Source organism: Fibrobacter sp. HC4 (genome assembly GCF_023373925.1).
GTDB lineage: Bacteria > Fibrobacterota > Fibrobacteria > Fibrobacterales > Fibrobacteraceae > Fibrobacter.
This window is the reverse complement of the sequence record NZ_JALCZV010000018.1, coordinates 1-17,218: the sequence shown is the minus strand read 5'-3', so window position 1 is coordinate 17,218 and position 17,218 is coordinate 1. Positions and strand designations below refer to the sequence as shown.

The following is a 17,218-nucleotide window of genomic DNA, read 5'->3' as shown; positions in this document are numbered from 1 at the left end:
CTTGGGACAGTTTAAAACTGATTTTCTTATCCATCGTTGACTTAATTGGACATTTTGTCCATGGTGTTTCTGAAAAAATCCATTTCAATTACTTTGGATGAAGCTACTTTGGAGATTACTCCACACATCCAAAAAAGGCGTCTTCTCTTATGAGGAGGCGTCTTTTTTTAGTCACTTTTTATAGGGAGATTTTTTCCAGTCGGCGCGACTTGGCATTTTTCGGGGAACCAGGAGTTCCTTGTTTTCTGCAGGGCGGGCCCAATCTGTATTTGTCTTGATGGGTGGCATAAAGAAGTGCATGTGTGCCACGGGGTCAATTTGTACGGTGGCGCTGGTGCTGGTACAGGGGCGGTCCTCATCCCGATTGTCAAAAAGCGCCTTGGCTAAAAATGGTCGCTGTTCCCATTGGTAGTCGTCACCAAATTCTGTGATTCCGTAAATGCGTTCCCCCTTTTTGGCAATGAACTCGATTTTGCATTTTCCGCTTGAGTTCGTGTAGTGGCATCGCGTTCCCGAACAGAGGAATTTCCCGTTCCCGTAAAAATCGTATGCTTTCCCGTCGTCTGCGGACACATAGATTTCTTGCCAACCAGAGAAAATCCCTGCATGGGCGTAAGCCGCAAGGAACATCATGGTGATTATGTGGGCGAGCCTAGTCATCAGTAACCTATGATTGCTTCGAGGCCGATTCCCTGGAACTTGTGGCCGTTGGTGTAGTAGTTGTTCCTGAAGTATTTGAGGCCGAAGCGGACTGTCCAGGTTCCGTAGCGGTTGAACTGATAGCCTGCGCCCAGCGAGAAAGTTGCGCCCTGGTCGTTCTTGTCTTGTTCTTCGTTGCGGTAGTTAGTTGTCGTGTATTTGGTTCCGGATAATCCGGCGCCAGCTATTATGTAGGGCGTGTTGTTTTCGTGGATGAAGATTGGAGCGGCAAGATTTAGGCCCAGGTGGATCATGTTCGTGTCTTTGGAAATGATTCCCTTGAAGTCTATTTCAGCGCCGACCATAAAATAGGTGAAGTCGTGCCAGGCGGAGAATCCGATATTGCCTGCGGCATGCTGACTCTTGATCAGATAATCTACGCCGAAGGAGAATGCCACGCGGGTGGTCCTTGAAGTGTTCAGCTTGTTTTCGAAATTGCTGGGAAGGTTGGATTCGCCGCTTTCGTGGGTGGCGGCAACAGGCTGGAAGTTAGATTCACTGATGTAGATGGGATATTCGGAATCGTAGAAGCTTTTGGGGTTGCTTCCTTTTTTGCCGGTGCCCATGGAGTTTGCCACGCGGAACAAGATGGGAGCGATGTCTTCGGGGATAATGGCCTGGTATTCGTCGTGCCACACCAGGTTATCGTTTTCGGTGTCTTTCATGGCGAAGGTGAGGAGCATGCCGCTGCCTTGTTCCTTGACGGTGATGTACAGGATGTAAGGGCAGCCCTTGCGCTTGGCGAGGTTACTGACTATGGCCATGGAGGCGGACTTGACATAGGGTGATTCCTTGTCGGCGGCCACGAGCTTGTAACGGCCCACTTCCTTGACGTACTGGCCGAAGGTCTGGACGATATAATTTTTGTAGTCGGGATGGATACCGCTAACTTTTATGTAGGGAATAAAGACTGATTCTTCGGAATAATCCACTCGGCCTTCGCCGTCAAATAGGCTTGCGAAATATTCCTCCAGCATCATCCCGGGAATAAACAGGAGGATTTTAGCTGTGCCCTTGGTTAAATCGGATGCGGCACTTCCTGCATGGGCGTTCCCTGCAGAACAAAGAACCACTAACAATAAAATTAGACTTTTAATAAAACGCATAAAAACCCCCGTGTCTATGCGAAAATACAAAAAAGAGTTCTGGAGAAAAAGCTGAAACTATTACAGGGTGGAATGACCTTTTATTTTTTCAGGTGGAGCTTGCGGAGGACCTTTCCCAGCAATTCGTTAAGGATATCTCCGGCGTCCTTGCTGCCAAGGATCTTCTGGATAAAGAGGGTGGCGAACAGCAGGATAACGCCGGCGGCACAGCTGTAGATAACCAGCACGATCAGGTTAGTGCTGCGGACGAATTCACCCGTCACATGGTCAAGTCCAAGGGCGGCAAAGATCATGATGCCGAATGCCACCAGGGCGCGGAACATATTCAGAAGTGCGGTCCTCATGCCGTCGGTTCCGTTCTTGCGGGCCCACATAAAGATCATGGAAATCACCTGCAGGATGGCGCCGGTGGCACCGATAATAGGTACGCTCTTGATACCCAGAGGTTCGCTCAATAGCATGTAGGCGGGAATGGTGGCGGCAAAGATTCCGGTGTTCAGCAGGGTGGGCAACCACATGCGTTCGGCGGCGTAGAAGCTGCGCACCAGAACCGCCTGCAAGCAAAGTCCCAAGCTTACGGGCAAGTACCAGCGGAGAATTTCGGTAATGGCTTCGGTGGTTTCGCGATGGAAGGCGCCGCGTTCAAAGAGGATTCGCACGGCGGGGAAGGAGAGTGCCCACACGGCAACCACGGCGGGAATCAGGATGCAGAACATGCGTGAGAGACTCTTCCAGATTTTCTCGTTCAGCTGCTTGATCTGACCTTCCTTTACAAGGCGTGCCATGTCGGGGTAGCTGGTAACGGAAACGGAGAAACCGAAGACTGCCACCAGGGTGTACATGACGCGGTAGGCGTAGTTCAGGCTAGAAATACCGCTGCCGCCAAAACTGGAACCGAAACTACGGATGATGAATTCCAGGCCGAACATGGAGCCTACGCCAAGAGACATGGGCAACATCATCTTGAAATAGCGAACGATATCGGGATGGGTAGGCTGCATGATCAGTTCGTACTTGACTCCGCCACGCTTGGCGCCAAAAATCTGCAATGCGAAGAATCCGATGAAGGCTCCCACGGGAACGCCCCAGGCAAAACCTTCCAGACCGTAGCTGACGCCATTCATGCGGCCCATCAGAATTCCGGCAAGGCCTCCGCCCACAATGGCCACGTTGTAAATCAGGCCGGTAAGGGAAGGAATCAGGAACTGCTTACGGGTGTGCTGCACGGCAACCAGAATACTTCCCACGAAGATGAAGATCTGGCCCGGCAAAATGATGCGGCCGTAGTAAGTGGCGCGCTCGATCAGTTCTGCGCTTGCGCCGCTGGTGGTGAGCAGCTGCAAAAGTTCCGGCATAAAGATGAATGCAGGAATCACCAGCACCAGCAAGATGGCGCCGAAGGTGTTCAGCACGTTGCTAAAGAACTTCCAGCTTTTCTCTTCGTCGCCGGCCACCTTGTAGCCTGTAAAAATCGGGATGAAGATAATGGAGAGGAATCCGGTGCTCACTACGTGATTCAGGATGTCGGGAATCATGAAGGCCAGATCCAGGGCGTTCTTTTCGAGGGAGACGCCGGCGGCGTGGGCCAAAAGCATTTCACGGAAGATTCCCAGCACGCGGCTGAGCAACATACTTACAGCAACAATAATGGCAGCTTTATTCATGGAGGTTAATTTAGAAACTTTGTATATTTGAATGCATGAAAAAGATTTTTGGAATTATCGCTTTCGCCCTTGCAGGTATCGCTTTCGCCCAGGATGGCGCATCCGACGAAAATGTGACCAAGGGACCCTATGAACCTGTCGCTACCGAAGTGACTCAGGCCAAGAATTCCGACGACGATCCGTTGCCGGCTCCCAAGCGCCCGACCTACAATTTCGCAAGTTTCGGTCTTGGCTTTAGCGTGTGGCACAACTGGGAAGATTCCAGGAAGAATCCCAAGCGTGACTGGGACCAGGGCGTGGTATTCCATTACGGACGTATTTGGGAAATGACAACTCATGGTGCCATTACGTTCATGAACAACGCTAACGGTTCTTATGAAACTCATTGGCAGTGGCACGAGACTGCCTTGATTGGCGGCCGCTATTTCTTTGCCGACCAGGTGTTCTCCCCTTATGTGGGCATGGGCCTAGGTGTGGGTGTCGAAATGGACTTCCACTTTGACAAGTTCTCTGAAGCCTTTGCCATTGGCCCTGCCGGTGGTCTTGAAGCGGGCTTGATCATCTTCCGTACTTCTACGACCCAGCTTGAAGTGGGTGCCGCCTACGACATGCTCCTGGACGGTTTTGACTTTGGCCGCCATTTCGGAAGCTTCAGTTTCTACCTGGCCATTAACTATTAATTGTCTGGCTGTTTAGGCGACGGGCGCGCTTCGCGCGGCATGTTGCCGGCGGGTGCGTTAAACTGCGACTTTATAGCTGTTTAGCAATGTTCTGCTAGACAGCTTTTTTTGTTGCTGCAGGCGGTCTACGATAATGCTTGGGCGCACATGAAAGAGTCCTGCGAAATAGTCGATACAACGCTTTTCGGCAAAGTGGCCGCAGCAGATGATTTCGCATTCTTCGGCTTCGGTCAGCATATGGCGTTCCGCAAACTGTTCGGCGGCGCTGCATTTTAGGGCGTCGCCCGAGATGCTGTTTGCAGAACCGCCCGCGGTTCCCGCAATTCCTGCAGAAGGTTGCTGGCTTAGTTGCAGGCCCAGCTGTAGGCACAGGCTGCGCTTGCCGTACATAATGTGGTACAGCTGATGGAACAACCCCTGCAGAAGTCGTACGTCGGTCATGGGGCCCGCGGGAATCTGGATGACGGGGCGCTTGCCGACCCAGTAGCTTGCGGAAAGGGGTGCGGGAGCCGTCAAAAATGCCGGCACCTGAACAACCTGAACATCGCAATCCGAAATGCTACTGATGGCGGCCTTGCGCAGGGCGTTTCGCAGACCTAGGGCGTTACGGCGCAAAAATTTCATGTTCTCGAGAATGGCTTCCTTCTCGATGGCGATTTCGGCGGCGGGGCGGCTGACCTGCAGTTCACCCAGGCGCAACCAGGCGGAATAGGCCTGAGGGTTCACGGAATCCTGGATGTTGGCGTAATAGGTTTTCCAGCCCTCGATGGTTGCCACGTTGAAAAATTTCAGCAGGGCTTTTACAAGGCTTCCGTCCTTGTTGCTGCATTGGGCGGGAATGCGATTTAGTCTGCGGAGTTCTGCCACGGGGAATTTCTGTGCCCAGGCCTTTGCCTCGGCGCTGCAAAATCCCGCTTCCATCTTGCTTCGGGCTTTTGACATTTCACTTTCGCCGACATGGATGTCGATGCCTGCAAAAAGATCGTCGCCCAGCATGAATTCCAGTTTGCATGCGGTATCTGCGCTGATCCCATCGACAATGGCATCGCGGGAACACCCTACACGTCTGCAGAGTTCCTCTTGGGTGATTCGTTGTGCGGCGATTGCCTTGCGAATTCTGTTGATGTACATTTCCGCCTCCAAGAGATTAAACTTTATCTGCAACAAGATAGAATTTTATTTATGTCACGAAATAAAAAAAGTCAGAATTTATTTTTCTGACTTCAAAAAAATTAGAACTTGTGTTTCCAGCTTAACGCCACTCTATAAAAACTCCATTCGCCGCCGGTCACGTGAAGCAGGGGTTCCTGGTCCTCGTCGTCGTGCAACTGGGAGTAGCTTCGTTCACGTTCAAAAGTGTAGAGCACCGTCAAACTGTTCTTGTCGCTTAGCTTGAACGAGGTTAGTGCGCTAATGGCCGTGGTGGTAAAGTCTCCGTCGAAACTCTGGGCCACGGGGCCGTAGTCATCCTTGTCCAGGTGGCCTTCCATTTCAAGCATCAGGCCCACCATATTCAGGGTCATGGGCATCTGGTAGCCAAGCACTCCGGTAAAGCTGTACTGCAAACCGTTGGCCTTGCGGGCGGATTCCTGCCACTGCCAAATTTCTCCATCGTCGATGCCGGTCATGGCTTCATAGAAAAGCTTGTAGCTAGCCACCATCACCACATGGGACCAGTCTCCTTCAATGAGCGCGCCCGTGTCAAACTGGAACGTGGCCGATGCCCACAAGTCGTAAAAGTAATGGGTAAACGGAGTCAGGTTCTCGTAGTCCTGAGTTTCAAAATCGTACTTGGTCAGACCTTCAAATCCAAGAACATTCCAGCCGCTACCGATAGAAGCGCCCGCACCGAAAACCAGGAAGGGAACAGGCGTAAAGTCCACCTCGACCATGGGGCGCAACGTCACCGGTGACAGTTCAAGAGATCCCCACAGTTCAACGTCTGCGCCGCTCAGGAGCCAGTGATCCCCGAGAGGTGTGGGAATGGTGTACTTGGCATCCAGGCGAGTCAAGGCCTCAAGGCCGTCGTATGGGCCCGAAGGTGCGGAGAAGTGTTCGTCTCCGGTCTTGACTTCGTGTTCGACATAGTAGGCCCCATTGGTGACCAGGGAATATTCCCAACCGGCAAAAGCCGAGGCCACGGCGAAAGGCAGGACTGCTAAAAATTTAAGACTACGCATGTCTTTAAATATAATATGAAGTCTGGTAGGGAATGCTAACTAGAAAAAACAATTTGTACAAGAAAAGGATGCCCATAAGGCATCCTTCTCGTCTTTAACGTCTTTATAAAAAGCGTCGGATTCGTGAACTTACACATCCAGGTTGTAGGAATGCAGGTACTTTTCCTGTTCGGCGGTGAGAACGTCGATTTCCTTGCCAAGGAACTTGAGCTTCTTGCGGGCCACTTCCTGGTCCACTTCGCGAGGAACGTCGATGATCTTTTCCTTCAGTTCGCCGGCGTGTTCCACCAGGTACTTTGCAGACAGTGCCTGGATAGCAAAGCTCATGTCCATGATTTCTGCCGGATGGCCGTCGCCGCAGGCGAGGTTCACCAGGCGGCCTTCGCCAAGGACGAATACCCACTGGCCGGTGGGCAGCTTGTAGCCCATGATGTTCTTGCGCTGTTCGCGGATTTCCACGGCGTTCTTCTTCAGCCATGCTACGTCAATTTCGCAGTCGAAGTGACCTGCGTTGGCGAGGATGGCGCCGTCCTTCATTACAGAAAGATCTTCTGCGTCGATAACGCCGTCGCAACCGGTAACGGTCACGAAGAAGTCGCCGATCTTTGCAGCTTCGCGCATGGGCATTACGTCGAAACCGTCCATCACGGCCTCGATAGCCTTCACCGGGTCCACTTCGGTCACGATGACGCGGGCACCCAGGCCCTTGGCGCGCATGGCGGTACCCTTACCGCACCAGCCGTAGCCAGCCACAACAACCTGCTTGCCAGCCACGATCAGGTTGGTTGTACGGTTGATGCCGTCCCATACGGACTGACCGGTACCGTAGCGGTTGTCAAAGAGGTGCTTGCAGTCGGCATTGTTCACGCGGACCATGGGGAACATCAGCTTGCCAGCCTTGTTCATGGCTTCCAGGCGGATGATACCGGTGGTGGTTTCTTCGCAGCCGCCGATGATGTTGGGAATCAGTTCCGGCATTTCGTTGTGAACCATGTTCACCAAGTCGCCACCGTCATCGATAATGATGTTGGGTCCGCACTGCAGAGTGTGACGGATGTGGCTTTCATATTCTTCGTTGGTAGCGTCGTACCAGGCGTGCACTTCCATGCCTTCCTTCACGAGGGCGGCAGCCACGTCATCCTGAGTGGAGAGCGGGTTGGAACCGGTTACGTACATTTCCGCACCGCCAGCCTTCAGCACCTGGCACAGATAACCAGTCTTTGCTTCCAGATGGACGGAGAGGGCGATCTTCTTTCCGGCGAAGGGCTTGGTCTTTTCGAATTCTTCCTTCAGCATAGAAAGAAGGCTGCAGTTGCGATGAACCCATTCCAGCTTGCGTTCGCCAGATTCGGCCAGACTGATATCTCTGATTTCACTTGCCATATCTTTTCCTTTTGGATATGCCCCGCGGGGCCTCATTTGGTTTGTGTTTTTCGCCCCGGCACTCGTCGAGGGTCCAGCCGAATTTTTAGGGATGGTCGTCTGTCCTATCATCCGTTTTTTGCAAAAATAAAAATTGCGCCAGTTTCCGCGACGGAACCCTTAAACGTATTCCTTGTTTTCCAGGCCCATGCGCTTGATGATTTCGTTCACCTTCTGGTAAACCAGCTTTTCATCGAGAGTCAGAACCTTGCGGCCTTCCATGGTGATCTTGCCGTCGATAATGACGGTGTCCACTTCGGAGCCGTTGGCGGAATAGGAGAGGCCCGCAATCAGGTTGTTCTTTGGCATCAGGGAAGGATTGTTCAAGTCCAGAATGGCGATGTCAGCCTTCTTGCCCACTTCCAGGGAGCCGATCTGGTTTTCGAGGCAAAGTGCCTTGGCGCCATTGAGGGTAGCCATGCGGAACACTTCGCGGGCGCTGACGCATTGGGGGCTCTTGTGGGTTCCCTTGTGGATCAATGCCAGCAGGCTCATTTCGTGGAACATGTTCAGGCTGTTGTTACTTGCGGCGCCGTCGGTACCCAGACACACGTTGATGCCCTTGGCCATCATCTCGGGAACGGGAGCAAAGCCGTTACCCAGCTTCATGTTGCTTGCGGGATTGGTCACCACGGAAACTCCCTTGCGGGCCATGATGTCCATATCGGCTTCATCCACCTGGACGCAGTGGGCGGCAATGCAGGGAACATCAAAGAGGCCGTTCTTGTCGGCCATGACGATGGGGGAGTAGCCGTACTTTTCCTGGGTGCCCTGGATTTCGGCGACGCTTTCGGAAAGATGCACGTGAATGCCGATGCCCGCCTTCTTGGCTTCGTCGGAAACGCGACGGAAATAATCCTCGGTGCAGGTGTAGGGAGCGTGGGGGCCAAACTTGAAGGTAATGCGGTCGCAGTCCTTGCAGAATTCCATTTCGTCGTAAGTCTGCTGGATGCGTCCGCCGTCATCTTCGGCAGAGCCGACCAGGCCGCGGCACATGACCGCACGCATACCGGATTCCTTGATGGCCTTGGTAGTCTGCTTGATATTCATCATCATGTCGTTAAAGCAGGTGGTGCCGCTCTTCATCATTTCGATGATGGCCAGGCATGCGCCCCAGTAAGTGTCCTCGTCGGTCATCTTCTGTTCGATGGGGTCGATGGTTCCGAACAGCCAATCCATAAAGGAAAGGTCGTCGGCCACGTTGCGCATAAAGCTCATGTAGGAATGGGTGTGGCAATTTACCAGGCCGGGAATGGCCAGCTTGTCAGTTCCGTCAATGACCTTGTCTGTCTTGAAGCCGGCGGGTTCCGCGCCCATGCCAACAATCTTGTCGCCTTCGATATAGATGGAAGTTTCCTTCACTTCGTCCTTGCTTCCGGCAGGAACGATGGCCTGGATGTTCTTCAAGACAATGCCCATGATGAATCCTTTTTTAAGCGGGTCCTAAAAATCTTTTTTATAGGTAGCAGGTCTAAATTGCAGACCCATATAAAAAATAGAAATTAAGAAACCTGGGCCAAAGCGCAGACAGGGTATATTCCAACCTGGAATAAGTTTTGTAAAATAAATCTTAGATTTCCTGGTCTGGAAAAAGCCAACTTTGTACTTTGTTGGGTGAGGGACGGCTGGGTCGCTGCTCTCGAACAGGCTCTAGAGCCGCAAAGGAGGCTTATCATGAAGACGCTGAAAATTACACTGCTCGTTGCCTTTGCCCTGATGGTTTCATCATCCTTCGCATCCAAGATGGTAAAGTCCAGATTGGGTGACCTGGATTTGATGGCGACCAAGGGTGGCGACAAAATTCTCTGCACCATGGGTTTCAATGCTGAGCTGGCGCTACTCCGCGAGGCAGAAACTGAAGCCCTGGTCAAGGGAGATTGCACCGGTTGGGTTCCGAAGTCCAAAATCGAGTATGTGGCGCAAGCTGCAGGTGACAAGACCATTGGATTTGGCGATGTCAATATCGAAGCCTGGATCGACAATCCTACCTCAGTATTCGTTCTTGAAAACGACGATGTGGACTTTGACGGAGTTTCCATCGACCGTGACTTCAAGGAATATCTGACGTACACCATTGACCGTGAACAGACCGAAATGCGCAACGGCGAAAACTAGTTTGCGCGGGTCAAGAAATTCATACTCTCCTTAAAGAACAAAGGGCGGTTCGCAAATGCGGACCGTCCTTTTTTGCTCCCCGGAATCTTGCTGCCGTTGCAGATTAACGCTTGCTGCGCTTCTGATGATCCTGTTCCATTTCCTTTTTCCAGTGACCGCGTTCCTCGTGGCAGATGTTGTTTCGGATATCGCTGATGATGGCGCTCTGGGCGCAGCACATGATCTCGATGCCTCTCTTGTCATTGACGTAGTTGGCGGCCCGTTCCTCGCTGATTCCGTAAGTGCGGGCGGTTTCCACGGCGTCGATGTTGGCTCCCAGGAAAATGAATTCCCAACCGTACTTTTCCTTCTGGCGATTTACCATGTGGCGTACTTGCTCGGCGGAATACTTGCGGCTGGAATTCTCGTAGCCGTCGGTGGTAATGATGAAGATGGTCTTTTCGGGGCGGTCTTCATCCCGGGCGTACTTGTGTACGTTTCCCATGTGATGGATGGCGTCGCCTAGGGCGTCTATGAGGGCGGTGCCTCCGCCAACGCAGTACTGCTCGCTGGTCATGGGCGGAATCTTGTCCAAGGAAACGCGGTCGTGAAGAACCTCGGAAACATTGTCAAAGAGGATGGTGGAAACCAGTGCTTCCCCTTCTTCTTTTTTCTGCTTTTCGATGGTGCCGTTGAAGCCGCCGATGGTATCTGTCTCAAGGCCGCTCATGGATCCGCTGCGGTCCATGATAAAAACGATTTCTGTAAGTCCCTGCTTCATATTGAACCTCTCTTTTTTTTTGCGACTGCCGGATTGCATCGCTCTGTTGATACGTTCAATATAGGTGGTTGCGGGAACAGAAAGGTCGCCTGCCAGGCGACATCGTTTTTAGAGGTTCCGGCTGGCTCCAAGGGAATTTTCTCCATGGGTTGAAAGGATCGTGTTGAGGGTGTTCACCTTGTATTGATTCCTGTCGGGATTTTCCCTGTAAAACAGTTCCTTGTTTTCCATGAAGAATTGGACAATCAGGTCGCTCTTGCTGGAGGGTGACAGGGCCCGCCCGGCGTAAGACAGGAATTCCACCGCCTCGATATAGTTCAGCTTGAGGCCGATGGCGATAGCGATGGCCGTTTCCTTGGAGGGGGTGTAGCTATCGCTGTTGTTGATTTTCGAAAGTACCTTGCGGTCTACGTCGGAATCCCTGGCCAGCATGGAATTGGTGATGCTTCTGTCGGTCATGATTTCGTTCATCTTCTTGCGGAAGGACTTGAACCTTTTCGGGTCCTTCAGCAGTTCGTTGATGCTCTTGTCGAAATCCGACTTGCTGCTGATCTTGGAAAGAATGGGAGCTGCGTCGCAAATTTCTGCGACGACTTCGCTTTCGCCGATTATTTGACCGTCGTCGGCCATTTGACCGTCGCCGGCCATTTGACCGTCGCCGAGCGGTTCTTCACTGAAGGAACAGCACTTGAGTGCTTCGAAATTTTCCTGGGGATTTTCCGGGACGTAGTTGGCGTAGATGTATTCCTGGATCTTGCCGAACAGCGCTTCGGAAATTTTGACCGCTTCGTCGTCGTAGAGTACGATGGTGGCGGTAATGTCGCAGTCCTTTCCGTCGCCTTGTAGGAACTCCTCGATGGATTCCCTGGCGATGTCCAGGGCCAAATCCTTAGGGAATCTGTAAATGCCGCTAGACAGCAGGGGGAACGCGATGGAATGGCAGCCCAGTTCCCGGGCCTTGCGCATGGCGTTCTGGTAGCAGAATTTCAGGGAGGTCTTTTCGCCGGAACGTCCGTCGTTCCAGCGGGGGGCCGAAACGTGGATGATGTATTTGGCGTTCAGGTCAAAGGCATCGGTGTGGGCCACATCGCAAACGTCCAGGTAGCCTATCTTTTCGCGGGCTTCCAGGAGCTGGTCGTGTCCGGCTGCATCGAAGATCAGGGCTTCGGTACTTCCACCGCAGATAGGGAAGGGGTTGGCGGAATTGACGATGGCGTCTGCCGTGACTCGGGTGATGTCGTCGTGAATAATCTTGAGCTGGTTCATAACGGCCTCCTTATTTTCTTTATAAAATTAGCATTGCTTGTCTGACGAAAAATGTCAAAAACAGACGTTTTCTCTATTCGCTTGTATAGACAGCCCAGTTTGATATTCCAAAAAAGACGGCTTATTCTGTTTTTATTTGAAAATTTGAGCTTTTTAAGGTACTTTAAGAACTATATTTCTTTGAGGTTATGAGATTTACTGTTTTTACATCTGCGTTGATGGGGGGCCTTGTTTCTATGGCTTTTGCCCAGGCCGTGGTGGACCCGTTTCTGGGCGAGCCGTTCACGGCCGAATTCTACGATGCTGGAGACAACAACCAGTATCGCGCAACGCTTGTAAGCTATCCATTCGGAGCGTCCGGCAAGTCTGCGCCCCAGGATTCCGCAGTTGTACAGGATTCCACTGCAGCTCCCCAGGATTCTCTGAACGGAACTGTCAATAAGCCCAAGGCGGCCGTGCTCTATATTCACGGCTTTAACGACTATTACTTCCAGACTTTAACGGCCGAAAAGCTGGATTCCGCAGGCTATGCCTTCTTCGCTATCGACCTGCACAATTACGGTCGTTCCTACCGCCAGGGCGAAGTGCTGGGTGAGCTCAGGGACGTAACCAGCTATTTCCCGGAAATCGATTCCGCCTGGAAGAAAATCGAGGCGGCAGTCGGCAAGGATGTGCCCAAGGTTTTATTGGGACACAGTACCGGCGGCCTGATTTCTCTGGTGTACGCCGACGTCCGCGAAAAGGGCAAGGACTTCGATGCTATCGTGCTGAACAGCCCCTTCATGGAGATGAATTACTCCTGGCTCATGCGCGATGTGATCATTCCCGTTCTTGCGCCTATCGGACATTACTTCCCGAACATCCCGATTCCCCGCAGCAGCAGCGACGCCTACAGCGAAAGCCTGCTCAAGAGCATGAAGGGCGAATGGGAATACAATACGACCTTGAAGGTGCCGGGCAGCATCCCCGTGGATTTCGGCTGGTCTGCCGCCATCTGTGACGCCCAGGATATCGTAAAGGCCGGGATGAATCTTGTCTCGCCGATTCTCGTGATGCACAGCGGCTGTAGCGTCAACGAAGACGAATGGAGCGATGAGTACACCCGTTGCGATGGCGTCTTGAACGTAGACGATATCCGCAATTACGGTGCCCACCTGGGACCGGATGTGCGCCTGGTGCAGATTCCAGGGGCCTTGCACGACCTTTACCTTTCCCGCAAGGAAGTCCGCGATCACGCCTATAGCGTGACTATCGAATTCCTGGACAATATTGTCAAGAAGTAATTTCGGATGGGCGGGCCGCTCTTTTTGGGTGGACGTCTGGCAGGTTCCGCAAACTATAAAAAGAAAAAGCCCCGACATTCGTCGGGGCCTTTAAGTTCTTGCAGCTTAGCGCCAGATTACCATCTTGCGGAAAGTTCAGACGGGCATTCGATTTCCTGGTACTTCAGGGTCGGATTGTCTGCGCCGTTCATCCAAGTTGCCATGAACATGCAGCCTTCGTAAGCCTGGGTGTTGTTGCCGTATTCAGTCTTGCAGCTAGACTTCAAGCAATCCAGGAGCTTGTCGGTGCTGTTGTTGTACTTGTCCTGGCAGGTGCCCAGGAGACCTCCGTACTGCTTACCGTTGCAGGAAAGTCCCATGACGCGGCAGCCGGAGAATGCACCGACGCCACCACCCGGGATCATCAAGTCGAACTGGCCGCCGGCAACGTCGTAACCGATGTTGCTGGACATGACCACCAGCTTCTTGTTGGCGAGAGCCTTGTTACGTGCGGGGTTCTGGTCGTGACCATTGCCGTCGAAAGTCAGGAGGTAGCAACGGCCGCAGTCGCCTTCGCCACCCGGAGTTGCTGCGAATGCGTATGCCAGGTTATCGTTAATGATCTGGGGGATCTGGCTCAGGCAGGTACCTGCAGTACCGCCATCGCATGCGGACTTTTCGTCGGCGCCAGCCAGGGAGCCATCAGCGTGGCAGGTGCGGGTCGGGGTGCTTGCCGGACCGGCCTTGCCCTTCCATGCGCAGTGAGGCTTGCAGCTATCCCAGTAACGGGTTGCGTAGCCGGAACCGCTCTTACCGCCACTAACAATCTTGAAGTTGGGAGTTGTACCATTGTTGGTGTTGGAAGCGCTGGATGCAGGCTGCTGGCTAGCAGAAGACTTTGCCTGCTGGCTAGCGGAGGACTTTGCCTGCTGCTGGCTGTTAGAAGACTGAGGCTGCTGCTGGTTGTTATTGTTGTTGTTATTGTTGGAGCCGTTGCCAGAACCGATGTTTGCGCAGTTGTTGTTGCTGCCGTCCCACCAGCAATCGATGGAGCAGTCGTTCTTGTAGGCGTACTTTTCGCCGTTCTTGCCTACCAGTTCGGTGTAGGGCTTCACATACTTATTAGAGAGCTTGTCGAAGCAGGTACCGTCGGAACCCTGCTGCGGCTGGTCGTTCTGCTGAGCGGCGCTAGAAGTAGCAGTCTGGTTCTGGTTGTTGTTCTGCTGAGCGGCGCTGGAAGTAGCAGTCTGGTTCTGGTTGTTCTGCTGAGTAGCGCTAGACGTAGCAGTCTGGTTCTGGTTGTTGTCCTGCAGAGAAGCGCTGGAAGTGGGAGCGGTTTCGTTAGGAAGGCTAGAAGCAGAGGAAGCGGGAGCGATAACGGTGGGGATAACTTCTCCAACGTCCTTGTATTCCAAGGCGCTGATGTCCACGCTTTCGAACATGGTGACGCCGGCCAGATTCTTGATGGTCATGGTAGCGCCGTCATAAGAACCGACAATTTCGCCGGCGGCGGTCTTCACTTCGAGATTACCGTTGATGAGGTAAGTCTGGTTGTCGGTATTGAACACGAAGCAGGGCTCGGTTGCAGTAAGGACGTTGGGTGCAGATGCGTCTGCACTAGAAGTGACAAGAGACTGGTCGGGAATATTGTTTGCGATTGCGTCGACGGCTTCTTCGGAACAGCTCATGAGTGCTGCCACGGAGCTGATGAGCAGAACGGACTTCAAGAATTGACGTTTCATTTCGACCTCAGTAGGGGTTGTATGCTAGGTGTACGAGAAAACTTGACTTTACACCAATAAAAGTCTTCCAATTCCATCCGTGCGGAAAGATAGTATCTGTAAAGGGTTTACGTGTGTAAATTTTTGTAAGATATGAAGTTACGAAAAAAGCCCCGGCCTGCGGGCCGAGACTTCTAATTTACTGAATGGCGTCGAACGCGGTATTAATAGCGGTCAGCCAATTCCTTGGGGCATTCCACTTCCTTGTAGGTGTGGGTCGGGTTGCCTGCAGCTTCCATGAAGTTGGCCAGGAACAGGCAGCCTTCCTTGGCGGCTTCGTCCTTGGCGAAGATGCTGTTGCACTTGCCGACCAGACATTCCTTGCGCTTGGTGTAGATCTGACTATCGTTGCCGGAGTAACCCACCTGGTTTTCGCAATCGCTCAACAGGCCGCCGTAGCGTTCGGAATTTCTCATGTCACCCCAGTCCATCTTGCCGGAACAACCGTCGAATGCACCGTAGCCGCCACCGGGGATCATGATGTCGAACTGTCCGTTAGACACGTCGCCACCGACATTGGAGGCCATGACGATGAGCTTCTTGCCCTGGAGCTTTTGGTGGTTCATCTTGGTTTCGTACTTGCCCTGACCGGTGAAAGTCAGCTCGAAGCACCTGCCGCAGGCGCTCTTGAAGGCGGGCACGGCAGCGAAGGCGAAACCGATATTGTCGCAGCCTTCGATGGTAAATGCGGTCTGGCTGGTGCAGGTCATTGCGTTACCGCCGTCGCAGACGCTCTGGGAGCTGGGGTCGGTAATCAGGGTGGTGCTGTTCACGCTGCACTGTTTTGCGCGGTGGTCGCCTGCGTTTTCCTTCCAGGAGCAGCTGGGCTTGCAGCAGTCCCAGTATCTGGTGGCGTGGCCGCTACCGCTTTCGCCGCCGGAAACGTACTTGATTTCGGGGCAGCCCCTTGCAGCGGAGCTGGTGGGCTGGCTGTCAGAAGACTTGGGCTGGCTAGCGGAAGACTTGGGCTGCTGGGCGCTAGATGCCGGCTGCTGATTGTTGGAAGACAGGGCCTGCTGGCTGTCGGAACTGGTAAGAATGACCGTTTCGCTAGACAGGGTGGGAATCGGAGTTTCCTGCTGGCTTGCAGAAGAAGCGGCCGTCGGGTTGTAGTCCGGATACTGGTTCAGGTCGATGTCCTGGAGGGCGACGGTCATATCCAGGGTAGTGATGTAACCATAGCTGTCAGTGATGTAGACGAAATAGCCGGTCTGTACACCGCTTGCGTCAGTGACGGTGCCCAGGGCGTGGCCCTCAGCGTCGAAGGCGTTGTCGACGGCAGGAGAAATGACGTAGTCCTGACCGGCGGCGTTAAGGACCTTGGAGGGCTTGGTGCCGCTTGCTGCCGGAATGAGGGGAAGGGCGTTAAAGTCTACGCCGGTAGCCAGGGTGGCGCCTTCCATAGTCATGATCGATCCGGAATCCTTGTCTGTAAAGCCGACCTGCAGGCCGTTGGCATCAAGGACTCTGCCGTCTTCAGTGATGTAGACGTCCAGGCCGTTGTCGTTGTAATGCCTGGTGGGCTCGCCCAGTGCAACGGGAGTGTTGACATTGCCGTTGTTGTCGTTGTTTGCAGAAGTGGAATCATCACCGCAGTTGCATACCGCGATGGCCATGCCGGCGATCAGGATCGCCTTGATCATCGTCTTGAAAAAAGGATTCTTCATATTCTCTTTACCTAAGGATGCCCATAAACCAAGTCAAAGATAGATATATACTTACGTCTATGGTGTAAAATATTTTTTCGGTGTGATTGAAAACGTTCCCAAGGTGTTTCCGGAATGTAAACTAATGTAAATTCTTAATATGTAAAATTCTTTTTACAATTGTAGAAATAATGGCTTCTGGTACGTTTTGTTTGTTGGTTGAATGTTGCTATTGTGTTGATAAACTGAATTTAGTGGGTTCTGTTGTTTGATGACCCTCAAAAATTTGTAAAAAAATGGCGTTTTTGGATGGGTACGCGGTAGGAAACGCAGACCGAAAAAGGATCGTCGGGAAAGGGGTGTTGATAAGCCAAAATTGCCGTTTTCTGCAAAAAAACAAAGAAAAATCCTTGAAATTTTTTGTGGATTTGCTAAATTTACGCGACAAAATCCGCAGAGTACCGCTTCCTATGCTCTGTCGGAATAACAGGAATCTCACGCAAACCCGCGTCGTTCCTAGGTTTCGAAGCGATAAACCTTCTGCTGAAGAAGAGGAAAAAATGGCAAAAGAACATTTTGACAGAAGTAAGCCGCACTGCAACATCGGCACCATCGGCCACGTTGACCACGGTAAGAC

General features: G+C 52.6%; 15 protein-coding genes. 4 read left to right on the top strand and 11 right to left on the bottom strand.

Features of this window, described 5'->3' with window-relative positions; translation table 11 throughout:
* Positions 1 to 171 precede the first annotated feature (171 nt).
* From MMG03_RS11730 to murJ, 3 genes are all read right to left on the bottom strand, one after another.
* On the bottom strand, positions 172 to 660 hold the full coding sequence (locus MMG03_RS11730) for a hypothetical protein (protein ID WP_249506345.1): 489 nt from the start codon (positions 658 to 660) through the stop codon (positions 172 to 174).
* Entirely contained in the window at positions 660 to 1,805 is a 1,146-nt protein-coding gene (locus MMG03_RS11725) for an outer membrane protein (RefSeq protein ID WP_249506344.1), read from the bottom strand. Before MMG03_RS11725 ends, MMG03_RS11730 begins: the two co-directional genes overlap by 1 nt.
* Before the next feature lie 80 nt (positions 1,806 to 1,885).
* The gene (gene murJ / locus MMG03_RS11720; RefSeq protein ID WP_073160716.1) at positions 1,886 to 3,469 is read right to left on the bottom strand and encodes a murein biosynthesis integral membrane protein MurJ; all 1,584 of its coding nucleotides are present in this window, start codon (positions 3,467 to 3,469) and stop codon (positions 1,886 to 1,888) included.
* 35 nt (positions 3,470 to 3,504) lie between these two features.
* Here murJ and MMG03_RS11715 point away from each other — a divergent pair, with 35 nt between their 5' ends.
* Positions 3,505 to 4,149, top strand: coding sequence for a hypothetical protein (locus tag MMG03_RS11715; RefSeq protein ID WP_073238734.1), 645 nt, complete (start codon positions 3,505 to 3,507; stop codon positions 4,147 to 4,149).
* 57 nt (positions 4,150 to 4,206) lie between these two features.
* Here the strand turns inward: MMG03_RS11715 and MMG03_RS11710 are convergent, their stop codons facing one another.
* The 4 genes from MMG03_RS11710 to MMG03_RS11695 form a co-directional block, all read right to left on the bottom strand.
* Positions 4,207 to 5,280: a helix-turn-helix transcriptional regulator gene (locus MMG03_RS11710; RefSeq protein WP_249506343.1), complete on the bottom strand. Its 1,074-nt coding sequence runs from the start codon at positions 5,278 to 5,280 to the stop codon at positions 4,207 to 4,209.
* Between the two features lie 101 nt (positions 5,281 to 5,381).
* The gene (locus MMG03_RS11705; protein WP_249506342.1) at positions 5,382 to 6,329 is read right to left on the bottom strand and encodes a hypothetical protein; all 948 of its coding nucleotides are present in this window, start codon (positions 6,327 to 6,329) and stop codon (positions 5,382 to 5,384) included.
* Positions 6,330 to 6,458: 129 nt separating this feature from the next.
* Positions 6,459 to 7,712: an adenosylhomocysteinase gene (locus tag MMG03_RS11700; RefSeq protein ID WP_249506341.1), complete on the bottom strand. Its 1,254-nt coding sequence runs from the start codon at positions 7,710 to 7,712 to the stop codon at positions 6,459 to 6,461.
* Between the two features lie 159 nt (positions 7,713 to 7,871).
* Positions 7,872 to 9,170: an amidohydrolase gene (locus tag MMG03_RS11695; RefSeq protein WP_073238746.1), complete on the bottom strand. Its 1,299-nt coding sequence runs from the start codon at positions 9,168 to 9,170 to the stop codon at positions 7,872 to 7,874.
* Between the two features lie 255 nt (positions 9,171 to 9,425).
* Here MMG03_RS11695 and MMG03_RS11690 point away from each other — a divergent pair, with 255 nt between their 5' ends.
* Entirely contained in the window at positions 9,426 to 9,866 is a 441-nt protein-coding gene (locus MMG03_RS11690; RefSeq protein WP_073160704.1) for a hypothetical protein, read from the top strand.
* A 103-nt stretch (positions 9,867 to 9,969) separates the two neighbouring features.
* On the opposite strand, the gene MMG03_RS11685 is transcribed toward MMG03_RS11690, so the two are convergent.
* Both MMG03_RS11685 and MMG03_RS11680 read right to left on the bottom strand, forming a co-directional pair.
* Positions 9,970 to 10,665 (bottom strand): vWA domain-containing protein, encoded by a 696-nt coding sequence (locus MMG03_RS11685; RefSeq protein WP_263859322.1) that lies wholly within the window; start codon positions 10,663 to 10,665, stop codon positions 9,970 to 9,972.
* A 69-nt stretch (positions 10,666 to 10,734) separates the two neighbouring features.
* Positions 10,735 to 11,892 carry a macro domain-containing protein gene (locus MMG03_RS11680; protein WP_249506340.1) on the bottom strand — a complete coding sequence of 386 codons (1,158 nt, stop codon included), beginning with the start codon at positions 11,890 to 11,892 and terminating at the stop codon, positions 10,735 to 10,737.
* Positions 11,893 to 12,080: 188 nt separating this feature from the next.
* Here MMG03_RS11680 and MMG03_RS11675 point away from each other — a divergent pair, with 188 nt between their 5' ends.
* Complete coding sequence (locus tag MMG03_RS11675; RefSeq protein WP_249506339.1) at positions 12,081 to 13,175, top strand: alpha/beta hydrolase; 1,095 nt, start codon at positions 12,081 to 12,083, stop codon at positions 13,173 to 13,175.
* Between the two features lie 116 nt (positions 13,176 to 13,291).
* Here MMG03_RS11675 and MMG03_RS11670 read toward each other — a convergent pair whose 3' ends face one another.
* Entirely contained in the window at positions 13,292 to 14,896 is a 1,605-nt protein-coding gene (locus tag MMG03_RS11670; RefSeq protein WP_083538379.1) for a hypothetical protein, read from the bottom strand.
* Positions 14,897 to 15,099: 203 nt separating this feature from the next.
* Positions 15,100 to 16,602, bottom strand: coding sequence for a glycosyl hydrolase family 5 (locus MMG03_RS11665; protein WP_101480038.1), 1,503 nt, complete (start codon positions 16,600 to 16,602; stop codon positions 15,100 to 15,102).
* A gap of 275 nt (positions 16,603 to 16,877) precedes the next feature.
* Between MMG03_RS11665 and MMG03_RS11660 the strand changes: the two genes are divergently transcribed.
* On the top strand, positions 16,878 to 17,218 hold a 341-nt coding region (locus tag MMG03_RS11660; RefSeq protein ID WP_249506338.1), incomplete at its 3' end, for a hypothetical protein.

Bases quoted from the DNA above. Each gene is read 5' to 3' on its own strand.
- MMG03_RS11675 (WP_249506339.1), top strand. From the start codon at position 12,081: ATGAGATTTACTGTTTTTACATCTGCGTTGATGGGGGGCCTTGTTTCT.
- MMG03_RS11685 (WP_263859322.1), bottom strand. From the start codon at position 10,665: ATGCAATCCGGCAGTCGCAAAAAAAAAGAGAGGTTCAATATGAAGCAG.
- MMG03_RS11665 (WP_101480038.1), bottom strand. From the start codon at position 16,602: ATGAAGAATCCTTTTTTCAAGACGATGATCAAGGCGATCCTGATCGCC.
- MMG03_RS11695 (WP_073238746.1), bottom strand. From the start codon at position 9,170: ATGGGCATTGTCTTGAAGAACATCCAGGCCATCGTTCCTGCCGGAAGC.
- murJ (WP_073160716.1), bottom strand. From the start codon at position 3,469: ATGAATAAAGCTGCCATTATTGTTGCTGTAAGTATGTTGCTCAGCCGC.
- MMG03_RS11725 (WP_249506344.1), bottom strand. From the start codon at position 1,805: ATGCGTTTTATTAAAAGTCTAATTTTATTGTTAGTGGTTCTTTGTTCT.
- MMG03_RS11710 (WP_249506343.1), bottom strand. From the start codon at position 5,280: ATGTACATCAACAGAATTCGCAAGGCAATCGCCGCACAACGAATCACC.
- MMG03_RS11705 (WP_249506342.1), bottom strand. From the start codon at position 6,329: ATGCGTAGTCTTAAATTTTTAGCAGTCCTGCCTTTCGCCGTGGCCTCG.
- MMG03_RS11680 (WP_249506340.1), bottom strand. From the start codon at position 11,892: ATGAACCAGCTCAAGATTATTCACGACGACATCACCCGAGTCACGGCA.
- MMG03_RS11715 (WP_073238734.1), top strand. From the start codon at position 3,505: ATGAAAAAGATTTTTGGAATTATCGCTTTCGCCCTTGCAGGTATCGCT.
- MMG03_RS11690 (WP_073160704.1), top strand. From the start codon at position 9,426: ATGAAGACGCTGAAAATTACACTGCTCGTTGCCTTTGCCCTGATGGTT.
- MMG03_RS11730 (WP_249506345.1), bottom strand. From the start codon at position 660: ATGACTAGGCTCGCCCACATAATCACCATGATGTTCCTTGCGGCTTAC.
- MMG03_RS11670 (WP_083538379.1), bottom strand. From the start codon at position 14,896: ATGAAACGTCAATTCTTGAAGTCCGTTCTGCTCATCAGCTCCGTGGCA.
- MMG03_RS11700 (WP_249506341.1), bottom strand. From the start codon at position 7,712: ATGGCAAGTGAAATCAGAGATATCAGTCTGGCCGAATCTGGCGAACGC.